This window comes from Halobacillus litoralis, from assembly GCF_009856415.1.
Lineage (GTDB): Bacteria > Bacillota > Bacilli > Bacillales > Halobacillaceae > Halobacillus > Halobacillus litoralis_C.
On the sequence record NZ_WMEZ01000004.1, the window covers coordinates 13,151 to 35,188 of the forward strand.

Genomic DNA, 22,038 nt, shown 5'->3' on the forward strand with positions numbered 1-22,038 from the left:
TAGCTTCATAACACTCTATGCAACACAAGCCAAAACATTGATGAAAAAGCCTATAATAATTTGAAGAAAAATATAAACAAACCCCTGAATCCCTATTAATAAAGGGATTCAGGGGTTATGAGGGTCAAGCTTATTTCACAGGTGTCGGAACATCGACCTGGTAACTCGGATACGTTCCGAGCACCTTCAACTGACACCCTAACGCTTCAAGTTCTGCCTGCACGCCAGGAAAAAGCACGTGATCATAAGGTTGATCGACATCTATCAAGAAAAAGTAGTTCCCAAGACCGGTCTTCATCGGCCTGGATTCAATCTTAGATAAGTTCATTTTCCTCCATGCAAAAGCTGCGAGTACTTGATGAAGGGCCCCGACATAATCCTTCGGCAAGGTAACCATGACCGTCGTTTTGTGCTTCGTCACAGGATGATCCTTCACCTTCAGAGTGGTCGGGGTCTTCTGGACGACCGCAAATCGCGTATGGTTATTATCATAATCATGGATGTCCGTATCCATAAACCTCAGCCCATTCTGCTCTGCCGCTAAATGGTTGGCAATGGCAGCGACACCCGGACCTTCACTTGCTACCACCTCAGCCGCCTTTCCTGTCGAAGCTGTGTATTCAACTTCAGCGTTCGGGTACTTTGTGTACAAGTACTGGTGACACTGGGCAATGGCATGGCTGTGAGAATAAACCTTCTTTACTTCCCCTTCATGATCCGGATGGACGAGGAGGTGCTGTTTGATTGGAACCGTAAGTTCTGCAATAATTGATTGGTTGACGTGATGGACGAGATAATCCACCGTCAAGTGTACAGAACCTTCAATCGCATTCTCAATCGGGACAACGGCCGTACTGATCTCCCCAGCCTCCACTGCATCCAGACAGGCTGGAATGTTTTCGTAACCGACGAACTCTCCACCATCGAACAAAGCATCTACTGCCATTTTTGTAAATGTACCCTTTGGTCCTAAATATCCAATCCGTTGTTCCGTCATGATTTCCCCTCCAATTAAGCTCCCGTACTTAAGATCTCTACACGATCTACGAAATCTAACTTGTGCAGCTGCTGCAACAGTTTTTCTATGCTGTCTTCCATTCCGGAAGTATTCAAAGAGAGAGTCACGTTCGCTTTCCCTTGAAGAGGAATTGTCTGATGAATGGTCAAAACATTACACCCCGACTGAGCAACCGTCATTAATAAATTCGACAACGTTCCTTTTCGGTCTTCAAGGTGGAAGAACAATGTAATCATTTGCTCTTTGACCATCGCCTGAAAAGGAAAAACAGCATCTCTATATTTATAAAAAGCACTGCGGGATAAGCCCACTTGCTGGACAGCCTCAAAAATGGACTCAACTTTTCCCCGTTCTAATAATTCTTTCGCCTCTATGGTCTTCATCATAGCTTCAGGAAGAATGTCGCTACGGACTAAATAAAATTTCTCATTGTAATCCGCCATGAAAAATCCTCCCCTTTAATCGACAAATTCAAATTCATAATCCATCAATCTTACCGTGTCGCCATCTTTCGCTCCGCGTTTTCTGAGCGCTTCATCCACACCCATACTCCGCATCTGACGAGCGAAACGGTTGATGGATTGATCATGGGAGAAGTCCGTTCTCTTGAACAGGGACTCAATCTTCTCCCCATATAAGACGTAGGCACCGTCATCATCACGCGTGATTTTAAATGGTGCTTCCTCTTTTTCAAATTTGTAGATAACGCGCTCATCCACTTCTTCGACCTGTTCTTCCTGTTTCGGAATTTCATCCAGTTTATCTGCTACGGCATATAACAATTCATCCAACCCGTCCCGTGTAACTGTAGAGATTGAATAAATGGGAATGTCATCATTGCCAAGCTGTTCCTTGAACAGTTCTAAATTTTCTTTAGCATCAGGAATATCCATTTTATTCGCTACAATGATTTGAGGACGATTTTCTAATCGTTGATCATAAGAGGATAACTCATTGTTAATCGTTACATAATCCTCGTATGGATCGCGGCCTTCCATTCCAGACATATCAATAACATGGAGCAGCAAACGCGTCCGCTCGACATGGCGCAGGAATTGATGACCTAGACCGACGCCCTCGTGCGCTCCTTCGATAAGCCCGGGAAGATCGGCCATTACGAAACTACGATGGTCCTGACTTTCTACCACCCCAAGGTTTGGAGAAAGAGTGGTGAAGTGATAATCGGCAATCTTCGGCTTTGCCGCGGTAACCACTGATAAGAATGTCGATTTACCGACACTTGGAAAACCGACTAATCCGACATCAGCCAATAATTTCAACTCGACGACGACATCCAGTTCTTCACCTGGCTCTCCATTTTCAGCAATTTCTGGAGCGGGATTCCTAGCCGTTGCAAAACGTGCGTTTCCTCGTCCTCCGCGACCACCTTTAGCAATGACCGCTCTTTGTTTATGGTCCGTCAAATCAGCGATGACTTTATCTGTCTCCGCATCTTTCACTGTCGTCCCAGGAGGAACACTGACGACCAGTGGATCCGCGTTCTTCCCGTGCTGTTTCTGGTTCATCCCGTTTTCACCTTTAGCCGCTTTAAAATGGTGTTGATACCTGAAGTCCATCAACGTGTTCAGGCCTTCATCAACTTCGAAAATGACATCTCCGCCATTTCCACCATCACCACCGGCAGGTCCACCTCTTGGTACAAATTTTTCACGACGGTAAGCCACAAGACCATTTCCTCCGTCGCCACCTTTTACAAATACTTTCACCTGATCGACAAACATGTCTATTCACCTCTTCATTCTATTGTCATTTCAATAGAAAGTTCTTTACTGTCAAAAATCGTTGCAATAAATCCTTCTGCATTAAGCGTCTCTTTCAAACGTTCCGGTTCATGAAATAGACCATCCCATTCCCAGCTCAATCCAAGCGTATCTTGACCACCTACATAGATGGTACATGTGCCTTCATAAAGTTCTTCATTTCCAATATGTCCATCCATGATTTCAATCATCCGTTTTCCATAAGCCAACAATGTATGATCATGACGGGATAAATCAACTTCTCCCCTTATGAAATACCGCAATCGGTAGGTCTTATGTACCCAATTAAAAGATAGCAGCCATAAAGGAAACTGTAGAGCCTCACTGTTCAATAATTTCCGTTCTTCTTCTGCCTCTTCTTTAATCTCTTCCAATTGTGACAGCAAGCGATCCTGCTTTCCCAGGGTAGCGTATCCTTGAAGCAATTGAATTTGATTCATCCAGTCATGACGCTTATGTCTGAGCAGCGCAATGATTTCTTTTTCTTCCATCCTTTCAGCTCCCTCGTTCAACCCATAATAATAAAAAGTATAGCAAAAATCCAAGGAAACAAAAAACCTAAATGTATAGGTCCGTTGCTTTTGTGCCGGTGAATGGAGGACAGTGCGAATCCATTGGAAATGAATAGGTTCAATAAGACTAGAGAACCTCTCCACCTAATCGTAAAAAATCCTACGCTTGCTGATTAGAAAATTGAAGTTGAAGATATAAAAAAAGCCGCGCTTATGCGAAAAGCAAAGCGCGGCTTTTTTGCTGATGGACTATTCGCTTACGCTTCCTGTGCTACAGGATAAACGCTGACTTTTTTACGGTTACGTCCGTAACGTTCGAATTTAACAACACCGTCCACTTTCGCGAACAATGTGTCGTCTCCACCACGGCCAACGTTCGCACCAGGGTACACCTTTGTACCGCGTTGGCGGTAAAGGATGGAACCAGCTGTTGCTTGTTGTCCGTCTGCACGTTTAGCTCCAAGACGTTTGGACTCAGAGTCACGACCGTTTTTTGTACTACCTACACCCTTCTTCTGGGCGAAAAACTGCAAATCAAGACGTAGCATGAGTCTTCACCTCCTTATCGTTGGGATATTTTCATATATTGATCGTATTCTTGTTCAATCGTTTCCAAGGACACCTGCATGCCTTCCAATAAGGTTTGAGCTTTTGAATGAATGGCATCATCCAGATCTTCAGGAAGAGTGATTTTTAAATAACCACCTTCACCACCTTGTTCGAGATCAGGTTCGAATCCACAAAGGCTGATAACGGCATTGACCGCACCGAATGAAACAGCCGATACGGCTGCACAGACGAGATCATGACCATAAGGTCCACTCTCTGCATGTCCGGATATTTCAAAACCTGTTATTTCTCCTTGTGAGCGAAACATCGATACATGTATCATCCGATACGACCCTTACGCGTTGATTTCTTCAACGACAAGTTTCGTGTACGGCTGACGATGACCTTGTTTGCGCTTGTAGTTCTTTTTAGGCTTGTATTTGAAAACAGTCAGTTTCTTCTGAAGGCCTTGTTTTTCAACTTTAGCTGTTACAGAAGCACCGTCAACGTATGGAGCACCAACTTTCGTGTTGCCTCCACCTACGAAAAGAACTTTGTCAAAAGTGATAGACTCACCAGCTTCTACGTCCATTTTTTCAACATAGATCTCCTGGCCTTTTTCTACTTTTACCTGCTTACCACCAGTTTCAATAATTGCGTACATACTTGCACCTCCTCAATATACTCAGACTCGCCATTCAGGTACCGGAAATCGGTTTTAAAACCTGTTCTGTGCGGTTGTAGCAACGGAGTGCTACTAGAATAACAAAACAATGTTACCACAGATCAAAACAAGTTGTCAACATGATATCCGCGACGCTGAACAGCTTCCCGGATCATGTCTAAAGACCCTTCAAGCTCTATTTGATAGCCAGTGATGTCAGCATCCTGCCTAACAAACAGCTCCTGTGGAATTTTACTAGATATCGGCTCAGAAAGCAATCGTTTTTTGCAATCCATGAACCTCGGATGCACAGCGATCATCAAGGCGTCCGCTTCTCTCTTTTGAAGAAGCTCTCTCTCTAAACGGTAAACCGCCGTTTCATCCGTGACATTCACTTCCTTAGAATGGGCTAATAAAGAAGGCAGGCTCGCGCTTTCCCTTTTTCTCGTCATTTCTAAAAGTCCCAATCTTGTCATGCCGAACACGTTTGTCTTCGTCGGATCCTCTTTCATCAGCTTCCTCATTTCGGAGAGAAGCTGTTTCTCTTTGCTCTCATCTTTCATTGAAATGAAATCAATAAGAATGATGCCTGATAAATTTCTCAAACGCACCTGCTTTTGTATTTCTTTTGCAGCCAGAATGTTGACATCAAGGGCCTGGGAATTTGAAAAGGATCGGCCTTTGACTTTATGACTGTTGACATCGATCACGGTCATCGCTTCCGTTTCTTCGATAACTAAGCTCACACCATTCTTCAACTCAACAAGAGGATGGATGATTTGCTCCTGAAGACTTGAGAACGAAACAGGCAGGTTTCCTTCCACATCCCTTTCCCAGCGGATGCGTTCTGCCAATGAAGGAAACTTTTCCTTTAAGCGCTTCGACGTGCTCGCTTCATCGATGAGCACTTCTTGAATCGTAGTCGCTGGAAATTTACGAACAAATGCATCTGGAATTCCAGGCTCACTCCATAAGCAGCGAGGCTGATTGGTTTTTTTCTGCACCATCGTTTTCCACTCATCCCGAAGCCCTCTCAGCTCTTCTCTAACGGTCTCAGGAGCTACGTCACCAGCTGCCGTCCTTATGATACAACCTTCAGAACGATCGAATTCCTGCTCCAACCACGATTCCAGCTCCGCTTTTTTCTCGCCCTCCAGCTTTCGCGAAATAGAAAGTTTGCCTTGAGCAAAAGGCTGATAAACCGTATACAACCCAGGCAACGTCACGTTAGCAGTCAATGGAGCACCTTTGTTCCCTATAGGTTCCTTGATCGCTTGTACGATAACCTTCTGCCCTACATTCAATGCGGTTGATAATTTCCCTTCACACCAGGGAACCATTTCCTTTCGTAGAAAACCGGAGCGCTCCTCTCCTATATCAATAAAAGCGGCATCCAATCCTTGATCCACCCGTTCTACTTTTCCTAAAAAAATAGAACCCGTGAGCTTTTCAGCACCGGGCCGGTCAATAACATATTCATGGATTTCCCCATTTTCAATGACCACTCCCGATTTTTCAGCTGCCTTTGTATGTAAAACTAATTTCCTCATGTCATCCCTCATCATATAGCGATTTCAGCAATGTCCCTGACTTTTAAGTGCGGCTTCTTTTGTTCAAAAAAAGCTCGGAGACACTCTTGTTCATCTACTATATAGAAAGGATTCGTATGTTTCAATACATACTTATGGCGCCGGTTAGAGTGGATGTTTTTCAGCACATCACGGACGAGCGTTTCTTGATGAACGCTTACGTACTTGGTTTTCAAAGATTGCCTGTCTTGATACGTGCAATAAAGAAGATAACGCATCATCGTGTAAGACTTCCGTTTCCATTCGAGGACGTTTTCAATAAACAAAAAGGCGGTCAGAAGGATGGCAGCTAACGTCCAGCGCCCTTCCGTAAACATCCAGAACCCAGCGAATGTCATGAATAGGAGCGATAAACTAAGGGCTACAGCCAAACTCACCCTGAAGGCAAAGAAACGATTCAATAAATAAAAGAGTAGCTTCCCACCATCTAACGGCCAAACCGGGAGCATGTTAAAAAGAAAAATGACTCCATTATAAAAGAAGGCGGTATTTAATAAAGGGTGAACACCGATCATGGATTGAATGGTAAGGAGCAAAACAAAGATCCACAAATGCTGGAAAGGACCCGCCATCACCACAAGCATCTGCTCCCGGAAGGGCCTTGTGTTGTGTTCTTCGCTTACAACAGCCCCGCCGAACAGCCAGATTTCCATTTTCTCCACGCGCCAGTCAAACCTTTTTGCCATAAGGAAATGGCCCAGTTCATGAACAATGACAATAGAAAACAAAACGATAAATTCATAGATCGCTCCGGTCAACAGAGCGGAAAGAGCGAGTAAAAAGAAGAGGGGGTGAATATGGATATAGTCGCGAAATTTAAGGACCTTCATTCACTTTGATCACCTGTACTGGATCTAGAAATGTGTTGTCTTTTTCAATAGCGAAGAAAAATTCCGCTGCCTGCCCCTCTTCCGCTTTCACGGATCCCAAATCCTTTTGCGATTGGACATGTTCATATAAATGGACATCGATAGACGATAAATATCCGTACGTCGTTTTCGTTCCATCTTCATGCTGTAAGACAACGGTCTTCCCTGATTCTGAATCATTGCCGGCAAAAATGACGGTCCCTTCCCGTACCGCTTTCACTTGAGATCCATTTTCCGTCGTTAAAATGATCCCCTTGCCGTCATTTTGGAATGGAGTCGTTACGGTTCCATTCACAGGCATCGCTAGAGGTTCTTGACCCGTCTCATCTTCCGGCTGGAGGACCTGAAGGGGGTCACCGAATCGGTCGCTGTACCATGCGGTTACTTTGGCAAAAGGGAATTCTTCCTGCATTTGGCTGACCGCCCAATCGCCTGGTGCTTTAACAATAGCCAGGTCTGTATTTTTCCCTAAAGCTACGACGGCAAATAATAAGACAGCGAATAACACTTGCATGCCTAAACGACTCGTAGCACTTGACTGTTCTTCCTTTTTCACCGGTTTATGACCATAGCCATTAACCAGTGGTGGGTATCCATGCATTTCTTCATCTTGAGGGGGAGAGAAGACTCCAGGCGGGCTTGTCCCCTGACGATGCATTTTCCTCTTTTTGCGATCAGCTATATTCTTGCGTACATCACGAATGTTCTTTTTCACAACCAAACCCCTCTCTACTCTTTTTCTATCAGTCTATGGGACAAGGAGGTGGTTTATTAATTCAAAATAAAAAAACCTGCCACAGTCTGTGACAGGTAAAGATTTCGTTATGTGCGCATACCGAAGAATTTCTTAACTTTCGCGAGAACGCCCCGTTCTTCATCAAGCTTCATGAGGGGGACCGTTTCTCCAAGAATTCTTCTTGCGATGTTTCTGTATGCGAGAGAAGCTTTCGAGTTCGGTTTCATAGCCACAGGCTCACCACTGTTGGATGCTTTAATGACCGCATCATCATCGATGACAATCCCAAGCAGATCAATAGACAGGACATTGACGATTTCATCGACATCCAGCATGTCCCCGTTTTTCATCATATGATTCCGAATACGGTTGATCACCAGTTTCGGAGATTCCATTTCTTCCTGCTCCAACAGACCAATGATCCGATCCGCGTCACGCACGCTTGATTTCTCCGGTGTTGTGACGACAATTGCCTTGTCCGCACCTGCAACCGCATTTTTATACCCTTGCTCAATCCCTGCCGGACAATCGATGACGACATAATCGTACTCTTGTTTCAATTCCTCAACAATGGCTTTGACCGCTTCCGGAGTCACTTCTGATTTGTCCGATGTCTGGGCCGCCGGAAGCAAATGCAGACAGTCAAAACGCTTATCCGTAATTAAGGCCTGTTTCGTCTTACAACGCTCGTTTACGACATCGACAATGTCATAGATGATGCGGTTTTCAAGCCCCATCACGACATCCAAATTTCTGAGACCGATATCAGTATCAACGAGACACACCTTTTTCTTCTGCAAGGCCAAAGCGGTCCCCAGGTTCGCAGTAGTTGTCGTCTTTCCGACCCCTCCCTTTCCAGAGGTAATGACTATCGCTTCACCCATTGATCATTCTCCTTTCAAAACTAACCAGATCCGGTCTCTTTTTTACAACCTCTTGAATTCGATCGATCCGAATTTTTTCGATGGATTCATCAATGAATCCACATTCCATATACACACCCTCCGACTCATAATCCGGAGAGCGGCTTAACTGATCAGCGATTCTAAGTTGGCTCGGCTGCATGTAGGAGGAGGCAATCACCGCATCCGTATCCCCCTCGTATCCTGCATGCGCAATCCCTCGCAAACTTCCCATGACAAAAATGTTGCCTGTGGCTTTGATTTGGCCTCCAGGGTTCACATCACCAATCAAAAGCAAGTCACCCTTGACTTCCACTAACTGCCCGGACCGGACGGTTTTAGCGACAGGGGTGATCTCCGTATTTTCTTTCCATTCAAGAGCTTCCTTTTTCGTTAAAACATCCGACTCGATTTTTTCGACGACGAGCTTCTGCTTTTCCCGGACAACCTCGGAGAGCTCTTCTTTTTGCTCTTCATTCAAATACCTGTTACCGAGCTTGATCGTCACTCGGATCATCGGATGTTCGTCTGTCAATCCGTTCATTGACAATTGGTTTTGCAATTCTTTTAAAAGAGATGAGAAGGAGCATTGATCATCCAAATGCAATGTCAGACCGTCCCTCGTTCCTTTAATCATCACCTTTTGTACATTAGCAGCCATAGGCTCTTTCACCTCAAACCTCAAACATTTCCATCAGATTAGATATTGCTCACTTCTTCCCCCCAGGCATACACTTTTTCCTTCACGAGTGGATAGAGGATGATGAAGAAGATCATATTCGCTGCCAGAGTCGGCAGCAACCTCAATAGAGCGTAATCTCCCCAAGTCATGGATGTAATTTGTACGAATGAATAAATGATATATAGCATCGTATCAGCTAACGCCACACCGACGACCGCCAATAAAGATGCCGCAAAAAAATTGGCATGCAGCCATTTGTTTAAACCATGCACGATATAAATGATCAGGGTGTATGTAATCATATATACCCCCAGCACGCCTGTGTAGACAACATCGATCAATAAACCGAAAGCAAGACCATACCAGACAGCGTTGTACGTATCGTCCCTGTCATAAAAAATGGCGAGGATCAAAAGGAATATCAATATCCAATGTGGAGTCATTAGCAAATCAGAGTAAACAAGATTCGCCGGCAGCATACTCATGGCCATCCCCTGCATGATCAAGAAAAACAAACATAAGAGCGCAATGAAGTATCGACTCATGATGCTTCATCCTCCTGTTCATCTTCAGGATCCACTGTTTCTACTGTACGATCGACAACCATCACATGATTGATATCAAACAAATCGGCAAACGGTTCAACATAAGCGGTTTGAGTCAGGCCAAACTGATCATTGACGACTTCTTCAACCGTTCCAATTCTCAAGTTGCTTGGGAAAACCCCTCCCAACCCAGATGAAATCACAGTATCTCCTGGTTTAAGTTCCTCATCCAGCTTGATTTCTTCTAGTAAAAGGCGTCCAGTTTCATCATCATAGCCTTCAATCAGACCGAAAGCTTCATCCTGATCCTCACGAACGACCCAAGCAGATATTTTGTTGGAGCGATCGAATCCACTTAAGAGTTGAACCGTGGAATGGAAAGCACCCACGGACTTAATTTTTCCGATCAAACCATCGCTGGTCATGACGGCCATATCTTTTTCAACACCGTGCTCTTCCCCTTTATTGATGGTCATCTGCTCAAACCAACGGTCTGAACTTCTCGCAATGACCGTCGCCTGCACAGGAGAATAATCACTCAAACTATCGGACTTGTCCAATGTTTCTTGAAGGTCTTCAATTTCACTACGTAGTGATTGATTTTCTTGAATGACACCCTTGTATTCAGAGAGTCTCGCTTTCAATACTTCGTTTTGTTCATAAACACCAAACATGTCTTGAATATTTTCAATGGTGTTGTCCACAAGACTGACCGGTTTATGGAAGATGGTTTGCATCCAACCGACCGAATCATGCAGAAATTTCTCAGGTGTGCTTAACGAATCACGGTCACGGATTGAAAAGCCGATCAATGCTACGAGTACGATAAATCCTACTAATACAATCATCAGTCTTTTTCTACGAAATAACGAAGGCATAACGGGCTAAACTACTCCATTTTCGCCCGGCTTGCTACATTCGGTTGCGAACGGAAATGATGGATATACTCCAAAGACTTCCCTGTTCCAACCGCCACACAATCAAGAGGATTGTCGGCAATAAATACGGGCATGTTCGTTTCTTCACTGATGACTGTATCGATGTTCCTTAGCAAGGCGCCTCCCCCAGTAAGGACAATCCCGCGCTCCATGATATCCGCAGCTAGTTCTGGAGGTGTTTTTTCTAACGTGTTTTTGACCGTTTCAATAATTGAATCAATCGTATCTTTCATAGCACTTACAATTTCGTCGCTTTGTACCTTAATGGTTTTCGGCAGACCGCTGAGCAAATCCCGGCCCCTAATGTCCATTTCGTCAACTTCAGAGACTTCTCCTGCTCCACCTAATTCCATCTTCACTTCTTCAGCCGTACGTTCACCAATCATCAAGTTGTACTTTTTGCGGACATGCTGAATGATATTATCATCCATTTCATCCCCTGCGATGCGGATGGACTGGCTTGTAACGATTCCACCTAGAGAGATGATTGCTACTTCTGTGGTGCCACCACCAATATCAACGACCATGCTTCCGGTCGGTTCCCATACAGGAAGGCCTGCACCGATAGCAGCCGCAAATGGTTCCGCAATCGGATAAGCTTCTTTGGCTCCGGCCTGTTTTGTTGCATCAATGACCGCACGTTCTTCTACCATCGTAATGCCAGAAGGTACACAAACCATGACGTTTGGTTTACTTGCAAAAGAGGAACGCGTTTTCAACGCCTTCTTTATATAATATTTCATCATTTGAGCAGTCGTGTCATAATCGGCAATCACGCCATCCTTCATCGGTCGGATAACATTTATGTAACCTGGCGTTCGCCCAATCATGTTCCGCGCATCATTCCCGACAGCTTCAATGTCACCGGTTTGCGTATTTTTAGCAACAACGGAAGGCTCTCGAACAATGACTCCTTTACCTTTCAAAAAAACAAGTGTATTGGCAGTGCCCAAATCAATTCCTAAATCTTGAGAGAATCCAAAAATCCCCAATAATATCTTCCTTTCTAAAACCCGCTTTCCATTCAGCGGGGGTTAGGCATCTATATAGAATCATGATTAGAAGAAGCGCCTATTTATAAGAAAATCCTATAAATGGCGCTTTTTCTTTTTCATCTATTCAATTATACGAAAAATCCACAAAAATAGATAGTGTTACAAATAGCCTTTTTCTTTAAGACTAATGAATTTACGATCACCAATGACCAGATGATCCAGCAATTCGATGCCAATCATCTTCCCGCATTCTTTCAACCTGCGTGTCACTTGGATATCTTCTTGAGACGGAGTGGGATCGCCGGAAGGGTGGTTATGGGCGCAAATGATAGAGGCGGCAGACCTTTTCACCGCTTCTTTGAACACCTCTCTCGGATGGACAATTGAAGCATTCAAGCTGCCGATAAAGATGGTTTGTCTGTGGAGGACCTGGTTTTTCGTGTTCAAAAACAAACAGATGAAGTGTTCCTGTTTTAAATCTCTCATCTCTTCCATGATAAAGTCCGCTCCATCTTCTGGACTTCTGATCATATAACGTTCCACAGGTTTCATTTTTTGCATTCGTTTTCCTAATTCTATCGCTGCCAAGAGCAAAACGGCTTTTGCTGATCCAATCCCTCGAATGGCTGTCAGCTCTTCGATTGTTGCATCTTTAAGAAGCATGATTCCCTCAAAATGGACAAGGAGCCGGTTGGAGAGCTCCATCACGGACTCCCGTTTTGTTCCACTTCCTAACAAAATGGCGAACAATTCTTGATTCGATAAATGGGAAGCTCCGAGTTCAATCAGCCGTTCCCTCGGCCGGTCTTGCCTCGGAACATCTTTAATCATTACACTCGTTTGGGTCAATGATTCGCATCCTTTCCTTCTAAGTCCCCATGCCAGAAGGAGTCACTCGGGGGAGATGCCTAACCTCTTAAGTTCACGTGCCACCCGTGACAGCGGCAGACCGACGACACTGTAATAGTCTCCGTGGATTTTTTCTACGAACAAGGACCCTTTCCCTTGGATGCCGTATCCTCCAGCCTTATCCCAAGCCTCCCCAGTCCTGATATAGGCATCGATCTCATCATCTGACAAGTTGTAGAAGGTCACTTCTGTCTTAACATGAAACCTATCCGCGGTTTGATTTGTCTTTAAACAAACCCCTGTGTAAACCTCGTGTGTCGTATCACTTAAAGTTCTTAGATACTTCCTTGCATCTTGATCATCCTTCGGTTTCCCAAGGATTTCACCATTGTAAACAACGACCGTATCCGAAGTTAGGAGAACCTCACTCTCATCCACCTTTACGTTTTCAGCCTTCACCCTCGCCAAATGAAGGACGGCCTCTTCCGGTGACATTCCTTCCTCGATCACTTCTTCAGCATTCGATGGACGGACTTCAAATGCAAAGCCTGCAAGCTCGAGCAGTTCTTTTCTTCTTGGGGACTGTGACCCTAAAACTAAGCGCTTCATTCCAAACATCATCCTTTCTACACATGGGGCTCTTTCTATACTACAAGATTTCCATGAAACCGAGGATTATAGAAAGACTCATTTCCCACAAGAAATAAGGTATAAAAAAAGAGCTTCCTTTTAAGAAAACTCCTTTTTTCATAGAGTATCACGTGATGTTTTCCTTATTCTAATGATTGAGTAACTTTTAACCAATTAATATTCGTATCATCCTGGGATTCCCATTCATTCATAGCTTGTCCAAGTGATGTATTCTCTCCGACTTCATCCATGAGTTTCTTTCTTTCATTTTCAGTCAAATCTCCCATTTCATGTGTTTCAATTGAGGTTGCCAACACTTGGGGGATTTCTTTATCAATCGTTACCACAAAAGGCTTCACATAAGTCTCAATGCTCTTTCCCGCAAGGCGATCAGCAATCTGATCCGCTTCCTGTTTATTCGGAGCACTCCCAACAAACAAGAAATATTGCCCATCCCTTTGCCAAACCAAGGAGGGTACAAGAAGAGCAGTTAATTTGCTCTGCCATTCATTCGCCTTTCCCTCTGTTGAAAAAGCTCCCGCCTGAACGATATATGTATCAAACGTTTGCGCGGGGCCAGCCGGAAGCTCAGCCGCTGGTTCATCTTGTGATGTCACCACTTCCGTGTCCGTATTCGCCTCTCCAGACGCTGGTACGGTTTCAGTTCCTGGCGCAGATGAATCTGTTAAAGATACAAACATACGAAGCAGCAGGAAACCAAGGCCAAGACTGACAAAAAGGGCAGTCAGAGCAGTTGTGATTAACGGTCTGACAGGTGTTGAAGAAAAGCGTTTCTTTTTAAAAGGAATGTGGTACACCCGTGTGGCCGGACGTTCGTCTTCCTTATCTTCTTCTACTGCAGCGGCATGTTCCTTTTGTGTGCGTACAACTTCATTTTTCGTTTCCTGCTGATGTTCGTTCCGAAATGAGATGGAGATCTTATTTTTGGAATCCATGGTTTGATCACTCCTGCAAGGTTTGTTCCAACCCTATCACAGCAGTTTTGAAAACCACGCTGAAATTTGTCAGTAGCCCTTCGACAATTTCGGCTTACAATTGACTTTCAGATTCAGAATCAGAGGGTTCTTCCTCGTCTTCCTCTAAGCGGTCTAGATCTTCCTCATCCAAAGACTCTTGATCAGCTGCTTCTTCTGTAATAGTAGATGTAGATGGACTCGGATCGTCCCACTGTTCGATAGCAAAAGGATCCACCTTGTTCGGACTTCCACCATAATGGTATTGGGGCGCTTCATTAGCAAGATTTTCATATATTGGCTGATAATAACTATTCAAGACGATGGAATAGCCAAGTTCATTTTCGCTCTCAGGTGCATCAAACTGAATGGACTCGATTTGAATCACACGGGAGAGCGACTGGATCTCTTTCATGAATGAGATCATTTCATCATAGTTCTCCGATGTTACATCGACCGTGAGCTGTAGAGTATGCAGTCCTTCAATCAGTTCCACTGCCTCATCTTCGACTGGCGCCTCAACTACATCTTTATCTACATTCTCTTCCTCGTCGTTATTCACGCCATTTGCCTCTCGTTCATTTTCTGGTTCTATCATAGGGATGGATGACTCAGAATCAGAAATAGCCATACTGTTAATCAGACTCGTGGAAGCATTCTCTGCACGATCAAGGCCAATCAAAAGTTGATCCATGAGAGGAATAACCGGCAGCTGCTGCTGAATGGTACGGGAAGTGAGGATTTGTTCTCTTTCATTCCCTTCTTGATTGTTCTCTATAGCGGAAAGAATCTTTTGTTCTTGGGTTAAAGCCGCTTCCTTTTCCACTACCTCTTCCTTGTAGGGAGCAAGAATGACTTTTTGACCTAGTAGGTAAAACGCTAGGATGAGGACTACCCCAGCAATAATGACCCATAAAGTCGAACGACTCCATTCGATTTTCATTGGGTAGACACCCCCACAGTTGCGAGCGTCGATTCTTCGAGCACGATATAATAACTTGCAATGTAACGAGGTTGATAATCGTACAGGTCCTCTGTATTGTCCACAACATCTGTTTCCACACCTGCTAGTTCAACATCAGAAATAAACGATTGTTGAAGAAGGATATTGGTGTACTTCGCAGCTTCCTGGATGCTATCAAACCTTACATTCACGGTAATTTCATAAGTGCCAGTTAAAGCAAATGATTCAAAGAATCCACGCTCTGGCAGCAAAGAAACAAGCCCCTCCACCACAGGAACGGTAGGGACAATCGTACCTTTGAGCTGTTCGAGGGAAGTTTTCAACTCTTCCCTTCCGCTACCTTCTCCACCAGATGAGGTCGTAAAGCTCTCCTGCTCGGCCTGGACCTGTACAATCTGCTCATCCAATCGAACAGCCTCTTCAACCAGGTTTGACTTTTGAGTATTAAAGACGATCGCTAAGGTTAATAAAAAGAAGGCAAAGAAAGCGACAACCAAATACGGGAGGATATTTCTTTTTTCTTTTTGTTCCAGTAAATTTATTTCTACTACCATTCTCTCATCCCCTACATCATTTATGGCTTGATTGACAATCCAATCGCATCCATGCATCCGGCCTCAGAAGGTTGTTCTGAATCCAAGAAAATATCTGCATCCTTCAATGTATCCACCCGGATACCTCTCTCTTCAAGCAACTCCCTCACCCGGTCATTCTCCGGCCAATCTCCTGTGAGAAGGACTTTCGACACCGAGACCTTTCCATTCATAACCGAGAATCTATAAAAGTCCATGATCCTTTCCACTTCATTCACCTGATCATATGTAAATTCGGTTGGAGCTTCTTCATCTCCCTGCCAAATGTAGCGGCCATTTTCCCTCTTCCATAACGCCATAGAAAGCGGGCTTTTTGTGTGGTTGATGAACGCCGGAACATGTTCATTAAACACTGTCAGCACACAACCATCCAAGTTCCAGTCGATTAATAATAAATGTTCTCCGTTTGAAGCTAAGTCCAAATAGTCGTACAGACGATAAATGGATAGTGCACTAATATCAGCTGCCCTTGTTTTAAGTTTGGCATCCTTGAACACTTGGTCCAGCACGCGAATTTGTTCTTCTGGAAAAGCGAAAAGAAGAAGCTTCTTCTTTTCTTCATTCTCACTCATCACACTGTAATCAAATGCAGGGTCGTCGAACGGAAGGTGCAGCGTTTCGCCCAATTGCATATATAAATAACCTTTGACTTCATCATCCTTCAGATGAACAGGTACATCATAAGGACGAACAACAACTGAGTGGTCAGGTACCGTAAAGTAAAGCATTTTGTTGCTCCACCCTTTATTTTCAATAAAGTTCTCAACGATTGTAGTAAGCTCATGAGTATCTTTAATTTTACCGTCCTCCATCACATGAGCAGGAAGAGCAATTTCTCCAGTGTCATCAATTTCACCTGCATTCCCTGACTTCGAATACACATAGCGAATGCAATGATTTTTGATTACGAAATTTACCCGGCCGCTTGAATTAAAAAAACCAAACAAAAGTCTCTCCTCCTCCTATAAGAAAAACGTATCAAAATAAAGTTGCAATAAATCAAATCCATAAAGATAACTGATGACGGCTCCTAACACAATGGATGGACCAAATGGAAAGGGATCTTTCCTTCCGATTACTTTGAAGCTCAATAAGGTCAGACTAACAACCGTTCCAATCAATGTTGCTAAAAATAAGGTAAGCAACGTTAGTTTTAATCCCAGCAAGATTCCTAACGTCCCTAATAGTTTCATGTCCCCCGCTCCCATGCCACCTTTACTCAAAAGAATAATTACGAAGATGATCGAAAATCCGACAAGTGCACCGAAAATCGAGTCATACCACGGTTGCAGCGGGTGAATAGCTCGAAAAATGACAAAAACAACCGTAAAAAACAGTAACAATTTATTCGGGATCAGCATGTAGTTGATATCACTGACCGTCACTATTACTGCAAGTGAAATCAACAGGCACGCGCCTACGAACGCCAATGATAAACCTAGATTCATGTATGCCAATAAAAAAAGAAAACCCGTAATTAGCTCGACGAGTGGGTATGTAATTGAGATTGAATGCTGACAGTGTCTACATTTACCTTTGGATAAGAGGTAAGAAAAGAGTGGGATTAGGTCTCTTGCTTGTAGAGGGGTGGAACAATGAGGGCATGCGGAACGTGAGGTTGTGAATTGGATGTTTTTTGGTAAGCGTAGACCGACGACGTTGTAGAACGAACCTAAAATAGCTCCTGATATGAATATGTATATAAATAAGTTCATCTTTTTACCTCTTTCGAAAAGAAGAGCCCGGGCAACCCCAGGCTTTTTCCTTTAATCTGTTTGACCATTCAACTCGGACTTAGTTGCATTCGTTATATAATTGTTACCACCTGCATCAGCACCAAGAGTAACCTGATAAGTAACTTGGTTAGAATCTCCATTATTGTTAATTGTTACTTGGGCAGTAGTATATGGAGCGTCTGTTTCAGGGTCTTGAGGAACTCCATCGAGATATCCTTCAGTAACCAAAGTGTCTGCTGAAACCGGTGAATCAGCTTCAGTTATATCACCACTAACAAAGGCTAATCTAGCAGATTCTAATAATGATAGCGCATTTGCGTCATGTGCATCTTCTTCCGTACTAGCAATCAGACTACCAATTGCAGGAACAGCAATCGCAGCAATAATCCCCAAAATAACAATAACAGCCAAAAGTTCGATCAACGTGAAACCTTTCTCATTCTTTAACATTTCTCTCAACTTCTTCATTTTTCCGCTCCTTTTGTAGTACTTTCGATTTTTCGCTAATGGATATGTAATACTTTTTTCATTAGCAAAATGTCCTATGTTCATTATAAAGGATAAATCACTAGCAAACTAGCATTTTTGCACATTCTTACAAAATCTTAATTGATTGTATCGAAGATCGAAAACATCGGCACTGCAATAGCCGCAACAATTCCCCCAACCACGAGCGCTAATGCTAAAATCATTAAAGGCTCGATCAGCGTTTTCAATCGGTCTGTCGTATATTCAAGCTCAGATTCATAGAATTCAGCCACCTTTGAGAGCATATAATCGAGCGAACCTGTTTCCTCTCCTACAGCCATCATTTGAATGACCAGAGGCGGAAAAATTGGATACTCCCGTAAAGGATCAGAGAGGGTGTTTCCTTTTTCCAATGATTTGTAGCTATTCATGATTGCTCGTTCGACCACTTTATTTTCGACTACGTTTTGTGTCACTTGTAGTGATTTTAAAATGGGCACTGAACTATTCATTAGCGAACTTAGTGTACTTGTCATCCGCACTAGGGCGGCTTTTTGTATCAATGGTCCGAATACAGGAATTTTCAGTTTTAATACATCCACTGTATACTGCAGTTTCGGGTTTCTATCTACGACCAACTTAAAAGCAACAAATAAAACCACGGGGATCAAAATTACAACGTACCAAAAGCTTTGGAAAAACTGGCTCATGCTAAGCGTTAACTGAGTGATCCATGGAAGTTCTCCTCCCATTGTGTCAAACATGCTTGCAAATCTTGGTACGACGAAGGTTAACAGAAATATGACAATGCCAATGGCAATGAGTCCGACCACAAGTGGATAGGTTAAAGCGGAGATGATTTTCTGCCTTGTGTCGTACTGTTTCTCATAATAAACCGCTAACCGTTCTAGGATGTCATCGAGATTACCTCCAACTTCCCCTGCCCGTACCATGTTGATGAATAAGTTGGAAAAGATTTTCGAATGAGATGCTGCCGCTTCAGAAAACGCGCGCCCACTTTCCAACTGATCACTGATGTCATATAGAGCTTCACTTAACGCACGACTATTGGATTGTTTGGCAAGAATTTTTGTCGATTCAAGCAAGGAAATCCCTGCGCTCATGAGCGTGGAAAATTGCCTCAGGTAAATGACAAAATCCTTAGGCTTTACAGGGTTTCCTATTTGGATATCTTTTAAGAGAACACTGTCGATTTCTTTAATATCCGAAATGGTAATGCCCTGCTCTTTTAAGGACATGACCGCTTCTTTTCTAGAATTCGCACGCAACCTGCCCTTTTGAGCTTTACCGAGTAGACTGCGTCCTTGATAGGAATAATAGGGCATGCTATAAGCCCCCTTCTTTCAAGTATGGAGCCGCATCACGTTCATCAATGACTTTTTCTCTAAGCAGCTCCTGGATCGACATCTCGAGCGTTTGCATTTGCTGGGCCTTAGACGTTTGCATGACATTTTCAATTTGATGGATCTTTTCATTTCGAATCAGATTTTTAACCGCAGGTGTATTCAACAGAATCTCAACCGCAGCTCTTCTTCCCTTTTTATCTAAACGGCGGAATAAGCGCTGAGAAACAATCGCCTGCAAAACGTTTGCAAGCTGAACCCTCACCTGCCCTTGCTGGTTTGGTGGGAATACATCAATGATTCGATCGATTGTGTCTGGGGCATTCGTCGTATGTAAGGTCCCGAATACAAGGTGACCAGTCTCGGCAGCCGTCAGGGCTGTTGAAATCGTTTCAAAGTCCCGCAGCTCACCAACCAAAATGACATCAGGATCTTGACGTAAGCATGAACGTAACCCGTTCGCAAAATTCCTCGTATCAAATCCGACTTCCCGCTGATCCACGATGCAGTTCTTATGATTATGTGTGTACTCAATCGGATCCTCCAGGGTGATGATATGCTTGCGGGCGGATTGGTTAATGTAATCAACCATCGAAGCGAGGGTTGTAGATTTCCCTGAACCTGTAGGACCTGTGACGAGAACGAGACCCTGGGCGTAGCTGCTGATTTTCTTTAACACTTGTGGCATGTGGAGATCTTCAATTGAAGGAATCTCCCGGGGCACAATCCTGACTGCCATTGAAATACAATTTCTTTGATAGTAAATATTAATACGAAACCTCGAAACACCTGCAATTCCATAAGATACATCTACTTCACGGTTGCTGATCAACTGTTTATGTAAATCGTCGGATAAAATCGCCTTCGCCATTCCATCAGTATCTGCCGGTTTCAATGGGTGTTTTCCATACTTCCTTAACTGACCGTGAATCCTGAATATCGGAGGCACTCCAACTGTCAAATGAATATCAGAAGCCTCATACTCGTTTGCAACAGTCAAGAGCTGATCAAATTTCTCTTTCATGTTATACCACCTCGCTAGTCGACTTTTGCGACGCGAAGCACTTCTTCTAACGTCGTCAGTCCCTGCTTCACTTTCAACAAACCATCGTCTAATAAGAAAAGCATTCCCTGCTTCAATGCGTAACGCCGGACTTGGTCCATACTGCCATTGTTCATCATCATGGTGCGAATTTCATCATCAATGACTAACACTTCTTGAATGGCCATACGGCCACGGTATCCCGTGTTTTGACAGCTGTCACAACCCGAGCCTTTATAAATGGTATCTGCAGTCATTCCACGTTTTTGAAAATGTTTTTTCTCCATCTCCGTAAGGGCATGAGCGTGTCTGCAATCCCGGCAAATTTTTCTGACCAATCGCTGAGCGACCACACCGGATAAGGAAGAAACGACAAGATATGGCTCCACATCCATATCAAATAACCGAGGAATCGTCGCTATCGCACTGTTTGTATGTAACGTGCTCAAAACTAAGTGCCCCGTGAGCGAAGCACGAATGGCGATTTCCGCCGTTTCTGAATCACGAATCTCACCGACCATGACAATGTTAGGGTCCTGACGCAAAATCGAGCGGAGTCCTTTAGAAAAAGTTAGTCCAATGGATGTGTTCACCTGGACTTGGTTCAGGCCTTCAATTTGATACTCCACAGGATCCTCTACTGTGATAATGTTTACATCGTCAGTATTCAAACGATTCAAGGATGCATAAAGGGTGGAAGATTTCCCCGAACCCGTTGGCCCTGTAATTAGGATGAGACCAGACGGCTGCTCAATCAATTGCTTATATTTCTGTGCATTAATCTTATTAAAACCAAGGTCTTCAATTGAACTTAATGCATTTGAAAGGTCTAGAATCCGGATGACGATTTTTTCCCCATAGACCGTAGGAAGAATGGATATCCTTAGATCAACCGGGGACCGATCCACGTTCGTTTTGATCCGCCCATCCTGTGGCAGCCGATTTTCTGTAATATTTAAATTTGCCATGATTTTCACACGGGCGATCAGACTGTTTTGGAAAGACTTCGGTAACGTACGCTCCGTCCTTAAAACACCATCTATCCTATAGCGTATTAAAACCCGCGATTCCTGAGGGTCAATATGGATGTCACTCGACTTCAGCTGGACACCCGCTTGAAGCAACTGATCCACTAATTTAATAGCAGGTGCTTCCTCCGTGTCTTCTTCACTTTCATTGAGATTCGAATCATTTAAGTTATAATGGCGGTTCACAGCTTGAAGGATTTCATGCTTCGTTGCAATGACCGGAGAAATTTTGAACCCCGTAGATATTTTCAAATCATCAATAGAAAAATAGTCCATGGGATCCGACATGGCTACCGTCAGTTCTTCCCCTTTTCGTTGAATAGGTACTAAAAGATTACGAATAGCGAAGTCTTTGCTGACGATGGTGATGACATGAGGATCAATAGGAAAATGAAACAAAGAAACGTGGGGAATTCCAAGTTGGAATTCCAAAACTTCAATCAATTGCTTTTCCGTCACATAGCCCTTTTCTACAAGAACATCACCAAGTTTCTGGTCCGGCTTTTTGCTTTCCAGAGCTTCTTGGATCTGTTTCTCTTCAATAATTCCTGCATCTTTTAACAAATCACCTAATCTTTTCCTCTTGATCATGACCGGCTCATCCTTTTTC

Annotated in this window: 26 protein-coding genes and 1 other annotated feature; all 26 genes read right to left on the reverse strand. The window is 43.7% G+C overall.

The window, feature by feature from the left end; all coding sequences use genetic code 11:
- Positions 1-130: 130 nt before the first annotated feature.
- Entirely contained in the window at positions 131-997 is an 867-nt protein-coding gene (pheA, locus tag GLV98_RS11820; RefSeq protein ID WP_160915392.1) for a prephenate dehydratase, read from the reverse strand.
- A 14-nt stretch (positions 998-1,011) separates the two neighbouring features.
- Positions 1,012-1,461 (reverse strand): ACT domain-containing protein, encoded by a 450-nt coding sequence (locus GLV98_RS11825; RefSeq protein WP_089652653.1) that lies wholly within the window; start codon positions 1,459-1,461, stop codon positions 1,012-1,014.
- A gap of 15 nt (positions 1,462-1,476) precedes the next feature.
- Positions 1,477-2,760: a GTPase ObgE gene (gene obgE / locus GLV98_RS11830; RefSeq protein ID WP_160915394.1), complete on the reverse strand. Its 1,284-nt coding sequence runs from the start codon at positions 2,758-2,760 to the stop codon at positions 1,477-1,479.
- A gap of 14 nt (positions 2,761-2,774) precedes the next feature.
- Positions 2,775-3,290 (reverse strand): Spo0B domain-containing protein, encoded by a 516-nt coding sequence (locus tag GLV98_RS11835; RefSeq protein WP_160915396.1) that lies wholly within the window; start codon positions 3,288-3,290, stop codon positions 2,775-2,777.
- A gap of 278 nt (positions 3,291-3,568) precedes the next feature.
- Entirely contained in the window at positions 3,569-3,859 is a 291-nt protein-coding gene (gene rpmA / locus GLV98_RS11840; RefSeq protein ID WP_035509352.1) for a 50S ribosomal protein L27, read from the reverse strand.
- Between the two features lie 14 nt (positions 3,860-3,873).
- On the reverse strand, positions 3,874-4,203 hold the full coding sequence (locus GLV98_RS11845; protein ID WP_160915398.1) for a ribosomal-processing cysteine protease Prp: 330 nt from the start codon (positions 4,201-4,203) through the stop codon (positions 3,874-3,876).
- Between the two features lie 12 nt (positions 4,204-4,215).
- Positions 4,216-4,524: a 50S ribosomal protein L21 gene (gene rplU, locus GLV98_RS11850; protein ID WP_160915400.1), complete on the reverse strand. Its 309-nt coding sequence runs from the start codon at positions 4,522-4,524 to the stop codon at positions 4,216-4,218.
- Between the two features lie 13 nt (positions 4,525-4,537).
- Positions 4,538-4,610, reverse strand: a sequence feature (ribosomal protein L21 leader region).
- A 36-nt stretch (positions 4,611-4,646) separates the two neighbouring features.
- Positions 4,647-6,074 carry a ribonuclease E/G gene (locus GLV98_RS11855; RefSeq protein ID WP_160915402.1) on the reverse strand — a complete coding sequence of 476 codons (1,428 nt, stop codon included), beginning with the start codon at positions 6,072-6,074 and terminating at the stop codon, positions 4,647-4,649.
- Between the two features lie 11 nt (positions 6,075-6,085).
- Positions 6,086-6,943: a site-2 protease family protein gene (locus GLV98_RS11860; RefSeq protein ID WP_160915404.1), complete on the reverse strand. Its 858-nt coding sequence runs from the start codon at positions 6,941-6,943 to the stop codon at positions 6,086-6,088.
- Positions 6,930-7,697, reverse strand: a complete 768-nt coding sequence (locus GLV98_RS11865) for a peptidoglycan DD-metalloendopeptidase family protein (RefSeq protein ID WP_160915406.1) — start codon at positions 7,695-7,697, stop codon at positions 6,930-6,932. Before GLV98_RS11865 ends, GLV98_RS11860 begins: the two co-directional genes overlap by 14 nt.
- A 107-nt stretch (positions 7,698-7,804) precedes the next feature.
- On the reverse strand, positions 7,805-8,602 hold the full coding sequence (gene minD, locus GLV98_RS11870; protein ID WP_160915408.1) for a septum site-determining protein MinD: 798 nt from the start codon (positions 8,600-8,602) through the stop codon (positions 7,805-7,807).
- Complete coding sequence (gene minC, locus GLV98_RS11875; protein WP_160915410.1) at positions 8,595-9,281, reverse strand: septum site-determining protein MinC; 687 nt, start codon at positions 9,279-9,281, stop codon at positions 8,595-8,597. The genes minD and minC overlap by 8 nt, the downstream gene beginning before the upstream one ends.
- 38 nt (positions 9,282-9,319) lie before the next feature.
- A complete protein-coding gene (mreD, locus tag GLV98_RS11880; RefSeq protein WP_160915412.1) occupies positions 9,320-9,847 on the reverse strand; it encodes a rod shape-determining protein MreD in 528 nt (175 codons plus the stop codon).
- On the reverse strand, positions 9,844-10,695 hold the full coding sequence (mreC, locus tag GLV98_RS11885; protein WP_423785011.1) for a rod shape-determining protein MreC: 852 nt from the start codon (positions 10,693-10,695) through the stop codon (positions 9,844-9,846). The genes mreD and mreC overlap by 4 nt, the downstream gene beginning before the upstream one ends.
- Before the next feature lie 41 nt (positions 10,696-10,736).
- A complete protein-coding gene (locus tag GLV98_RS11890) occupies positions 10,737-11,777 on the reverse strand; it encodes a rod shape-determining protein (protein WP_202410036.1) in 1,041 nt (346 codons plus the stop codon).
- A gap of 162 nt (positions 11,778-11,939) precedes the next feature.
- Positions 11,940-12,611 carry a RadC family protein gene (gene radC / locus GLV98_RS11895; protein WP_143015261.1) on the reverse strand — a complete coding sequence of 224 codons (672 nt, stop codon included), beginning with the start codon at positions 12,609-12,611 and terminating at the stop codon, positions 11,940-11,942.
- A 60-nt stretch (positions 12,612-12,671) separates the two neighbouring features.
- A complete protein-coding gene (locus GLV98_RS11900; RefSeq protein ID WP_160915416.1) occupies positions 12,672-13,238 on the reverse strand; it encodes a Maf family protein in 567 nt (188 codons plus the stop codon).
- Between the two features lie 164 nt (positions 13,239-13,402).
- The gene (locus GLV98_RS11905) at positions 13,403-14,215 is read right to left on the reverse strand and encodes an SPOR domain-containing protein (protein ID WP_160915418.1); all 813 of its coding nucleotides are present in this window, start codon (positions 14,213-14,215) and stop codon (positions 13,403-13,405) included.
- 94 nt (positions 14,216-14,309) lie between these two features.
- Entirely contained in the window at positions 14,310-15,176 is an 867-nt protein-coding gene (locus GLV98_RS11910) for a hypothetical protein (RefSeq protein WP_160915420.1), read from the reverse strand.
- Entirely contained in the window at positions 15,173-15,751 is a 579-nt protein-coding gene (locus GLV98_RS11915) for a PilN domain-containing protein (RefSeq protein WP_160915422.1), read from the reverse strand. The genes GLV98_RS11910 and GLV98_RS11915 overlap by 4 nt, the downstream gene beginning before the upstream one ends.
- Positions 15,752-15,771: 20 nt before the next feature.
- Positions 15,772-16,737, reverse strand: a complete 966-nt coding sequence (gene pilM, locus GLV98_RS11920; RefSeq protein WP_160915432.1) for a type IV pilus biogenesis protein PilM — start codon at positions 16,735-16,737, stop codon at positions 15,772-15,774.
- A gap of 15 nt (positions 16,738-16,752) precedes the next feature.
- Positions 16,753-17,505 carry a prepilin peptidase gene (locus GLV98_RS11925; protein ID WP_160915434.1) on the reverse strand — a complete coding sequence of 251 codons (753 nt, stop codon included), beginning with the start codon at positions 17,503-17,505 and terminating at the stop codon, positions 16,753-16,755.
- 51 nt (positions 17,506-17,556) lie between these two features.
- Entirely contained in the window at positions 17,557-17,994 is a 438-nt protein-coding gene (locus GLV98_RS11930) for a competence type IV pilus major pilin ComGC (protein ID WP_160915436.1), read from the reverse strand.
- A 137-nt stretch (positions 17,995-18,131) separates the two neighbouring features.
- The gene (locus GLV98_RS11935; protein ID WP_160915438.1) at positions 18,132-19,340 is read right to left on the reverse strand and encodes a type II secretion system F family protein; all 1,209 of its coding nucleotides are present in this window, start codon (positions 19,338-19,340) and stop codon (positions 18,132-18,134) included.
- Position 19,341: 1 nt separating this feature from the next.
- Positions 19,342-20,382, reverse strand: coding sequence for a type IV pilus twitching motility protein PilT (locus tag GLV98_RS11940; RefSeq protein WP_160915440.1), 1,041 nt, complete (start codon positions 20,380-20,382; stop codon positions 19,342-19,344).
- 14 nt (positions 20,383-20,396) lie between these two features.
- The gene (locus tag GLV98_RS11945) at positions 20,397-22,019 is read right to left on the reverse strand and encodes a GspE/PulE family protein (RefSeq protein WP_160915443.1); all 1,623 of its coding nucleotides are present in this window, start codon (positions 22,017-22,019) and stop codon (positions 20,397-20,399) included.
- Positions 22,020-22,038 lie beyond the last annotated feature (19 nt).

Coding starts and splice junctions, on each gene's coding strand:
- GLV98_RS11860 (WP_160915404.1), bottom strand. CDS start 6,943: ATGAAGGTCCTTAAATTTCGCGACTATATCCATATTCACCCCCTCTTC.
- mreD (WP_160915412.1), bottom strand. CDS start 9,847: ATGAGTCGATACTTCATTGCGCTCTTATGTTTGTTTTTCTTGATCATG.
- GLV98_RS11935 (WP_160915438.1), bottom strand. CDS start 19,340: ATGCCCTATTATTCCTATCAAGGACGCAGTCTACTCGGTAAAGCTCAA.
- GLV98_RS11915 (WP_160915422.1), bottom strand. CDS start 15,751: ATGGTAGTAGAAATAAATTTACTGGAACAAAAAGAAAAAAGAAATATC.
- GLV98_RS11825 (WP_089652653.1), bottom strand. CDS start 1,461: ATGGCGGATTACAATGAGAAATTTTATTTAGTCCGTAGCGACATTCTT.
- GLV98_RS11855 (WP_160915402.1), bottom strand. CDS start 6,074: ATGAGGAAATTAGTTTTACATACAAAGGCAGCTGAAAAATCGGGAGTG.
- GLV98_RS11905 (WP_160915418.1), bottom strand. CDS start 14,215: ATGGATTCCAAAAATAAGATCTCCATCTCATTTCGGAACGAACATCAG.
- GLV98_RS11930 (WP_160915436.1), bottom strand. CDS start 17,994: ATGAAGAAGTTGAGAGAAATGTTAAAGAATGAGAAAGGTTTCACGTTG.
- radC (WP_143015261.1), bottom strand. CDS start 12,611: ATGATTAAAGATGTTCCGAGGCAAGACCGGCCGAGGGAACGGCTGATT.
- rplU (WP_160915400.1), bottom strand. CDS start 4,524: ATGTACGCAATTATTGAAACTGGTGGTAAGCAGGTAAAAGTAGAAAAA.
- GLV98_RS11835 (WP_160915396.1), bottom strand. CDS start 3,290: ATGGAAGAAAAAGAAATCATTGCGCTGCTCAGACATAAGCGTCATGAC.
- obgE (WP_160915394.1), bottom strand. CDS start 2,760: ATGTTTGTCGATCAGGTGAAAGTATTTGTAAAAGGTGGCGACGGAGGA.
- pheA (WP_160915392.1), bottom strand. CDS start 997: ATGACGGAACAACGGATTGGATATTTAGGACCAAAGGGTACATTTACA.
- GLV98_RS11925 (WP_160915434.1), bottom strand. CDS start 17,505: ATGAACTTATTTATATACATATTCATATCAGGAGCTATTTTAGGTTCG.
- GLV98_RS11845 (WP_160915398.1), bottom strand. CDS start 4,203: ATGATACATGTATCGATGTTTCGCTCACAAGGAGAAATAACAGGTTTT.
- GLV98_RS11940 (WP_160915440.1), bottom strand. CDS start 20,382: ATGAAAGAGAAATTTGATCAGCTCTTGACTGTTGCAAACGAGTATGAG.
- GLV98_RS11910 (WP_160915420.1), bottom strand. CDS start 15,176: ATGAAAATCGAATGGAGTCGTTCGACTTTATGGGTCATTATTGCTGGG.
- minC (WP_160915410.1), bottom strand. CDS start 9,281: ATGGCTGCTAATGTACAAAAGGTGATGATTAAAGGAACGAGGGACGGT.
- minD (WP_160915408.1), bottom strand. CDS start 8,602: ATGGGTGAAGCGATAGTCATTACCTCTGGAAAGGGAGGGGTCGGAAAG.
- rpmA (WP_035509352.1), bottom strand. CDS start 3,859: ATGCTACGTCTTGATTTGCAGTTTTTCGCCCAGAAGAAGGGTGTAGGT.
- mreC (WP_423785011.1), bottom strand. CDS start 10,695: ATGATTGTATTAGTAGGATTTATCGTACTCGTAGCATTGATCGGCTTT.
- GLV98_RS11945 (WP_160915443.1), bottom strand. CDS start 22,019: ATGATCAAGAGGAAAAGATTAGGTGATTTGTTAAAAGATGCAGGAATT.
- GLV98_RS11900 (WP_160915416.1), bottom strand. CDS start 13,238: ATGAAGCGCTTAGTTTTAGGGTCACAGTCCCCAAGAAGAAAAGAACTG.